This window comes from Rhizobium sp. H4 (genome assembly GCF_003013335.1).
Lineage (GTDB): Bacteria > Pseudomonadota > Alphaproteobacteria > Rhizobiales > Rhizobiaceae > Rhizobium > Rhizobium sophoriradicis.
This window is the reverse complement of sequence record NZ_PSOW01000053.1, coordinates 1-945: the sequence shown is the minus strand read 5'-3', so window position 1 is coordinate 945 and position 945 is coordinate 1. Positions and strand designations below refer to the sequence as shown.

At 56.9% G+C, this 945-nt stretch carries 2 pseudogenes; both read right to left on the bottom strand.

The window, feature by feature from the left end:
• Positions 1–413 precede the first annotated feature (413 nt).
• Positions 414–631, bottom strand: a pseudogene (locus C4N04_RS31425) (hypothetical protein); the annotation flags it as partial.
• Position 632: 1 nt separating this feature from the next.
• Positions 633–945, bottom strand: a pseudogene (locus C4N04_RS32030) (hypothetical protein); the annotation flags it as partial.

Sequence of the window (945 nt, the reverse complement as noted above, 5' to 3'; positions counted from 1 at the left end):
TCGATCCTAATGCCTGCCGACCGCCGCCAAGCATGCTAAAGCCAGATCCAATCATGCCCTCAAGGCATGGCTGAACACTATATGCGACGGCTTGCCGACAATCGTCTGCACTCGACCATCAGGCCGGCACATGGCTTGAGAGGCTCGCCAGCTTGCCGCTTGCCATGCGGAGCCCGCTAAAATTGGCCTTCATTTAAGCAGTTTCGGGTGATGTGTGGAACATGCAGCGTGAAGGGTGCCGTCAGCATTTCCGGTTCCAACCAATCTTTCCGCCGGCCTTTCTGATTTCGCCGCCTCAGGCAACGGAACCATTGCGGTGTAGCTGCTGACAGAACCCGTTGCGCGCCTGATAGTTATGCGACCTATGGGGCGGCGATCAGGATGAGACGCGCGCGACAATCTGGATGAGATTCTCATGTCGCGGTCGGGATGAAGTTATCATGTTGATTGTCGCTGGCAAGAGCTTCATCGTGGGTCTGATTGCCGCTCCGCGACTAACCGTGCGGTGCCTTTGATTGTCGCGAATGAGGCTGGCCTGCCGCGCCGGCGTTTGACCCCCATGGCGGAACGTCGTCGATAGCTTTCAACGTTCATTTCGAATGATCGTTGCGTGATGAACAAGTCGGTCCACCCTATTGCAGGAAAAGGTAAATGTCGCTCTGCATGCCTGATGGCCCCAGAGTGGCCGTGTAGGGCACACCATGGATACTGAAGTTGGTGGGTTTGTCCGCGCTCGGCAGCAAGTCATACAAGTACATTGCAGGCAGAAGGTCATCTGGTACCGGTTGATTGCCGTGTCGCCAGCTCGGAGGGACAAATCCTCCCAAGTCGTCCACAGGCAGCGTGTACTGTGGGGTGCCGAAGATCGATGCCCCCAAGCTTTGCTCCCATGGTGCGTCTGGCGGATTGACGCTTTGCACCGGTGAATAGGCGGCTGACGGCAAA